General features: G+C 37.3%; 6 protein-coding genes. 3 read left to right on the plus strand and 3 right to left on the minus strand.

The window, feature by feature from the left end:
- The 3 genes from M0R21_11690 to M0R21_11700 form a co-directional block, all read right to left on the minus strand.
- Window positions 1–1,098 (minus strand): hypothetical protein, encoded by a 1,098-nt coding sequence (locus M0R21_11690; GenBank protein ID MCK9618481.1) that lies wholly within the window; start codon window positions 1,096–1,098, stop codon window positions 1–3.
- A gap of 4 nt (window positions 1,099–1,102) precedes the next feature.
- Complete coding sequence (locus tag M0R21_11695) at window positions 1,103–1,954, minus strand: site-specific DNA-methyltransferase (protein MCK9618482.1); 852 nt, start codon at window positions 1,952–1,954, stop codon at window positions 1,103–1,105.
- 142 nt (window positions 1,955–2,096) lie between these two features.
- Window positions 2,097–2,291: a hypothetical protein gene (locus M0R21_11700; protein MCK9618483.1), complete on the minus strand. Its 195-nt coding sequence runs from the start codon at window positions 2,289–2,291 to the stop codon at window positions 2,097–2,099.
- Window positions 2,292–2,609: 318 nt separating this feature from the next.
- Between M0R21_11700 and M0R21_11705 the strand changes: the two genes are divergently transcribed.
- From M0R21_11705 to M0R21_11715, 3 genes are all read left to right on the plus strand, one after another.
- Window positions 2,610–3,353 (plus strand): hypothetical protein, encoded by a 744-nt coding sequence (locus M0R21_11705; protein ID MCK9618484.1) that lies wholly within the window; start codon window positions 2,610–2,612, stop codon window positions 3,351–3,353.
- A 652-nt stretch (window positions 3,354–4,005) separates the two neighbouring features.
- Window positions 4,006–6,069 carry an acetate--CoA ligase family protein gene (locus M0R21_11710; GenBank protein ID MCK9618485.1) on the plus strand — a complete coding sequence of 688 codons (2,064 nt, stop codon included), beginning with the start codon at window positions 4,006–4,008 and terminating at the stop codon, window positions 6,067–6,069.
- Between the two features lie 32 nt (window positions 6,070–6,101).
- Window positions 6,102–7,173: DEAD/DEAH box helicase family protein (locus M0R21_11715; GenBank protein ID MCK9618486.1), on the plus strand; the 1,072-nt coding region annotated here is incomplete at its 3' end.

Genomic DNA, 7,173 nt, shown 5'->3' on the forward strand with positions numbered 1-7,173 from the left:
TTATACTTCTTCTATTAAAATTGTAAAATGATTTATTTTGCATTCTCTGAATAAATTTTTAATCAGCAACTCTTCTTTGTCAGTAAATTGATTAGCCATAAGAAATTGATTAATTTTTTCAAGGCTATCCTGAGATGAAATCTTATTTTTAATTTTTATTGATGTTAGCTTTAAAACCGGTTCAGGTATGTAGACTACGTCATTAACCATTACATTTTTAAGGTTACAATAAAGAATCATTTTTAACAAACCATCTTTTATATCACCTTTGCTTGGCAACTTAGCATTTACAGAATGTTTGTCCTCAATTAAGAATAATTGATTCTCTTTTATTTCGATTTCGTCTGTCGTAAAATAATATAATCCGCCAAGATAATTTTTAATGGTTATGGTAGCTTTGGTAGCTGTTGATAGAATTTCTTTGGGTTGGAACGTCTTTTGCTCTCTGTTTTGAGCATTCTTTGCTTTTTGACGAGACATTAATTTAAATTCGCTTACCCCATCAATAAATTGTTTTTTGAAAATTTCAATACCATTATTATTATGAAACTTAATACCTAACTTGGCTTCAATTTCAGAATAGGCATTTTTCACCTTGTCAATAAGAAATGGTAATGTATCATCAATTTCTTTTAGATTCCAATGCAATGCGGAACTATGATAATTGCTGATTTCAATAATCTTTTCTTTAATATAATCGTTGTCGAATTTTTGATTAGTTATTTTATGATCCCGAGTAGCGTGCTTCTCAGCTTTTTGATAATAAGCAAAAATTACATAAACATCTAAAAGACTCATTAGGGAAATGGTATCCCATTGAATAAAGTCTCTATCCCCTTTTAACCCCTCATCCTTAATAATTGGTATTACAGTTATTCTCTTGGGGACCCCAAGAGTATTATAAACCCTTTCGTAAGGATAAGAACGCGATCTTTTGGGGGAAACCCATTTTGAAATATTGTAACTATATTGTTTGTCGCTTATTAAACAATATGCCGGCATATTATTTATATCAAATTTTTCAAAAGAAATATCTTTTAAAGTATGGGCACAAAGAACCTGATATTGTATTCCTGTAATTTCAGCAAAAATGTTCATTTAATTAAATTTTAATTGGCACTAATTTCTTCTTTTCAATATATTCAAGACAAACATACCTATATTTTCCATTTTTTCTTTCAACTATTTCAAAAGAGTCCCCACTATTTGATTCATTTGATTGCAAATCAAAACCAACTTTAACTCTTATTATTTTTTCAAGATCACGAATTATTTCATAGCCGACAGAATTTCTATTAAGCTGTCTTGCTATTTTCATTGTGGTTCCACTACCCACAAATGGATCTAATACATTTTCTCCAACGTAAGAAAAAAGTTTTATTATCCGGTTCGGGAGTTCGTCAGGAAATGCTGCAATGCCTTTTTCCAATGGTGATCCAGGTAATACATTTGTCATTTCCCATAATGTCTTATGCCACCCTTTTTCTTGAAAAACTTTTTTATCAATACGGGATAATTCTTTTTTTTCTTGTTTTATAGAACGATAGTCAAATTTTCCCTTCTGAAAGATGAGTAAACTTTCCAATAAGTTATCGGGATAGAAATACATCGGAAAAGGGTTCTGTAATAAAACTCCACTTCTTTTACTTATCCGAAGATACCCATCTGGTTTTTTCCAGATAATTCTGTCCCGATAACGAAAACCAGCATTCTGAAGTATTTTTGTTGCATCGGCAACAATAGGATATTTTGTTCCATTAACCAACATATCGTCAATATTTAAAACCAAAATTCTACCCTCAGATAAAACCCGGAATGATTCGTTTGCAAATCTTTGTAAAACACCTAAATATTGATCGTAATTATTAAACAATCCCTGATAATCAAAAGGGGCATTAAAATAAGGAGGGGACGTAATTATTAAATGAATACTTTCATTTAATAGTTCTTCCATACTCATGCAATTGCCAAAAATTAGTTTATGGTGTGTATTCATTTCACATCTGGCATCATTATCCGATAAAATATTATAAATTAAGTAGGCACGTTATTTAAAAAAAAAAAAATAGATATAAAAAGCAAATTTAACTTATTCTTTAATCCATCTCAGCAAAAATCGCATTATAAATAAAACTGATACTTTCGCCTATACCAAATTCAAGTTGTTTTTTTGTTGCTATAAGTTCATCTTCTGTCAGCGCTCTTCCCATTTTTTCAAGAGCTTCATACTGCACATCTTCTTTGGTGATACAGTACATTATTTCTCTTCTTTCAATATTATTGGCTTCCATAATGTAGTTATTTTCCCCAGTAAAAATACAACTCTTTCGAATTTATTCCGGTCTCAGGATATTGAAAAATTCTCCTCAAAACCTCATTCCTTTCATATAAAAAAAAACCATTTTACACCCTTAAAACCATTACTTGGCACTCCTGTTTTTTAGCGGATTTTTATAAAATCCCGGCGAATATCCTCCAAAACCCTGCGTTTGAAAAGTCGCTTACTTTTCCCCTTTTTTTCATTATATCTTTACTTGTTCATTTCAGCATTACCCTCATGCCATTACAAGACTTAATAAAACTAATTACTAACTAAATCCATCAAAACAATGAAAAGTACCAGCGAAACCGGACACGCCAAAAATGTCGCCGGATTAAAAAAAATAATAGAGGAATGCCTATCTTTACAAAAAAACTACCAGCCTTCCAATTCAGCTATTACCCTCACTGCTCTTTCAAGTACAGCCAATGCTGCACAGGAAGCTATGGAGGCAGTAAGCAACACCAAACCAGTCTTCGATAACGCCATAGACGTGCGTAATGTCGAAGGCAACAACATGTCTGTCCTGATTACCCGTTCTATGGGTTCTTTAATCTCTTCAGGTGCATCAGAACAATCCATTGCAAATGTAAAAACCATCTACAACAAAATTAAAGGATACAGTAAAAAAGATAAAAACGGTCAACCCGAAACCCCACCCATCGAAACAGAAGATAAAACCATCATAGCCATTTCCATTTCACAGCAAAGTTTCGATATGCGTTTAGCCCATTTCGGCGACTTTATCGAAACCTTAAAAAACGAACCTAAATACCAGCCCAACGAGGCCGATTTAACAATTACTGCACTCGAAACAATGTACAATAATCTTAATACTTTAAATAAAATAGCAACGGATGTTTCTATCGTTTATAAAAATGCCATCATTGCAAGGAACAAAATTTTATACGCCCCCGGAACCGGCATTGTTGACCTTAGCAAAAAAGTAAAAGCTTATCTGCTTTCAGTTTTAGGCGCAACCGACCCCGTTTACAAGCGTATTAAAGCCATTCCTTTTAAAAAGTTGATTTAAACTCCAAACTCCTCTTCCCCCTCCCGTTTTGGAAAGCCATCGAAAAACACAAAATAATCCGGTGGCTTTCCCATTTTTAAAACCGTCTCCTCCCCAATTGATACAGCTTCGTAAGCCCTACCTAAAAAACCATTTACACAACTTATCGTACACTCTCCAATTAACTAAGTTAACACATTAACTAATTTTTAAAATGCTACTCCTTTTTTCCAACCACTACCTCTTCATTCACAACTTACACCTCGTTTTTTCTAACATATACCTCTGTTTTACCGATTGATATTTCTTTTTCTCCAACCACTACTTCTTCATTCACGATATACACCTCATTTTATCTAATATTTGTCTCATTTTTACAGATAGATACTTCTTTTTTCTCGACCGCTACCCTATTTTTCACAATCACTACTGCTCGTTTTTTAACCTCTACCTCTTTTTCCCGATTGCTACTTCATATCAGACAATTGCTATTTAATTTCCATCAAACTCTCCCAACAACTTTTGCATCTTTGCATGAAAACCAGCGCCCATTACCCCGCTGCTACCTCTTCCCTCCCGACCGATAATAATAAATTGATTTTTAAAAATACAATTTTTATTATAATTTAGCCAATGCAAAACGCATATAATAATACTCTAAATATCAATTTCAATGGTAACAGAACAACTAATCAATCCTCGCAGTATTGTAATTGTTGGTGCATCAAATGATATTACAAAACCCGGTGGAAAAGTAGTAAAAAATATTCTCGATGGAAACTTCAAAGGCAGTTTATATGCCGTTAACCCTAAGGAAGAAACCATACAAGGTATTAAAAGCTACCATACCGTTCATGAATTACCCCAAACCGATTTAGCCATAATAGCCATAGCCGCAAAATATTGCCTCGAAACAGTTCAAACTCTTGCTCACGAAAAGCAAACACGGGCATTTATCATCCTTTCGGCAGGATTTGCCGAGGAAAGCCCCGAAGGGGCAAAATTGGAAAAGGAAATTCTCAAAGTAATTAACGAAGTAAACGGTTCGCTTATCGGACCCAATTGCATCGGAGTGTTAAACAACAATTACAACGGTATTTTCACCTTGCCTATTCCCAAATTAGATACCCGAGGTGTTGATTTTATTACAGGTTCAGGGGCTACAGCCGTTTTCATCATTGAATCGGGAATGCCCAAAGGGCTTACCTTTTCAAGCATTTATTCCGTAGGGAACTCAGCACAAATGGGTGTTGAAGAAATTCTCGCCTGGCTCGACGAAAGTTTTGATCCCGCCACAAGCTCACGTGTAAAAATTCTCTATCTCGAAAGCATCAAAAAACCCGATTTATTATTAAAGCATGCGGCATCACTTATCCGTAAAGGATGCCGCATTGCTGCCATAAAATCCGGAAGTTCAGATGCCGGAAGCAGGGCTGCCTCTTCACACACAGGTGCTCTTGCCAGCTCCGATGTGGCTGTTGATGCCCTTTTTCGCAAAGCAGGCATCGTCCGTTGTTTCGGAAGAGAAGAACTTGTTACGGTAGCCTGTATTTTTATGCACCCTGTACTCACCGGTAAAAACATGGCAATCATCACCCATGCAGGTGGACCAGCTGTAATGCTTACCGATACATTGTCAAACGGTGGATTAGAAATTCCCCATCTGGAAAGCCCCGAATTGCTTGCAAAACTCTTTTCTGGCTCTTCGGTAGCCAACCCTATTGATTTTTTGGCAACAGGTACTGCTGCCCAGTTGGGCGAAATTATTGACCATGTTGATAAAAAACAGGATGCTATTGATGGTATGGCAGTAATTTTCGGAAGTCCCGGGCTTTTTAAAGTGTACGACGTGTACAAAACACTCGACGAAAAAATGAAAACTGCCCGCAAGCCCATTTTCCCCATACTCCCGTCAGTAGTAAATGTTAAAGATGAAATTGATTATTTTATTTCTTTGGGCAGATTATATTTCCCCGAAGAGGTTATTTTTGGAAATGCGCTAAGCAAGGTGTTCAGTACACCTGCTCCACAGCCTCCCGATATACCCGAAACCGGGATTGACCATACTGCAATCCGGCAGGTGATAGATAATGCAGGCGATGGTTACATTACACCAAGCGAAATTCAACGGCTATTAGATGCGGCAGGTATTCCGCGGGCTAAGGAAGCAGTTGTAAACAACGTGCACGACGCAGTTATACAGGCAGAAGCTATCGCGTTTCCGATTGTTATGAAAGTGGTGGGACCCATTCACAAATCCGATGTGGGAGGAGTAGCACTTAATATCAGGGATGCTGAAACAGTGGAAAAAGAATTTAACAGGATGATGAAAATTAAAGACGCCACTGCCGTTCTTTTGCAGCCCATGCTTAAAGGCACCGAGTTGTTTGCCGGAGCCAAATACGAATCCGGATTCGGGCATCTTATCCTTTGCGGCATAGGTGGAATTTTCATCGAAGTACTGAAAGACATAAGCGCAGGTTTGGTACCTATTGGTTACGACGAGGCTCAACAAATGCTCCGCAGACTTAAAAGCTATAAAATTATCCAGGGTGTCAGGGGGCAGCAAGGTGTCAGCGAAGAAAAATTTATACAGATTATCTGTCGGTTATCCGCATTGCTCCGGGCTGCACCCGAAATTATCGAACTCGATCTGAATCCATTGTTGGGGCAAGGAGAAATGCTGGTGGCAGTGGATGCCAGGATTTGTATTAAAAAGTACAACAACGGGAATTAAATAATTTTGTTAAACCTGAAACCCATACCCCATTGGAATTTAAATTAACCTCCGATTTTATTCCTACCGGAGATCAGCCGGATGCTATCAATCAGCTTACCGAGGGATTACAAAGAGGGGACAAAGCCCAGGTTTTGTTGGGGGCTACCGGGTCAGGTAAAACTTTTACCATAGCCAATGTAATAGCACAGCTTAATAAGCCTGCGTTAGTGTTAAGCCACAACAAAACCCTTGCCGCCCAACTCTATGGCGAATTCAGACAATTTTTTCCGCAAAATGCCGTAGAATATTTTGTATCGTACTACGATTATTATCAGCCGGAAGCCTATATCCCTTCCACCAACACCTATATAGAAAAAGACCTTTCAATAAACGATGAAATTGAAAAGTTACGGCTCAGCACATCGTCTTCTTTGCTGTCCGGTCGAAAGGATATAATAGTAGTTTCTTCTGTATCCTGTATTTATGGCATAGGTAATCCTGATGATTTCAGCGAAAATACCATCCGCCTATCAGTTGGTGATATTGTTAACAGGAATAAATTTCTTTTAAGCCTTGTAAACAGCTTGTATTCACGAAATGAAATTGAATTTCACAGAGGTACTTTTCGGGTGAAGGGCGATACTGTGGATATTTTTCCCGCCTATGCCGATATAGCTTACCGGATTTTCTTTTTTGGTGACGAGATAGAAAATATCGAATCCTTCGATCCGCTTACAGGTACTGCCCTTGAGGTTTTTCAATACCTGACCATCTACCCTGCCAACATTTTTGTTACTTCACAGGAGAAAATGAGGAATGCACTGCATAGCATTCAGAATGACCTTTTTAAACAATCAGAATATTTTAAAACTACCGGAAAGGCTTTCGAAGCAAAAAGGCTGGAAGATAGGGTAACGTATGATATTGAAATGATGCGCGAATTGGGCTATTGTTCGGGAATTGAAAACTATTCCAGGTATTTTGATGGAAGAGAGCCCGGATCGAGACCTTTCTGTTTGCTTGATTTTTTCCCTGACGATTTCCTGCTTGTGATTGACGAAAGCCATGTTACCATTCCGCAGTTGCGAGCCATGTACGGTGGTGATCGTTCACGCAAACAAA

The organism is Lentimicrobiaceae bacterium, assembly GCA_023227965.1.
GTDB lineage: Bacteria > Bacteroidota > Bacteroidia > Bacteroidales > JALOCA01 > JALOCA01.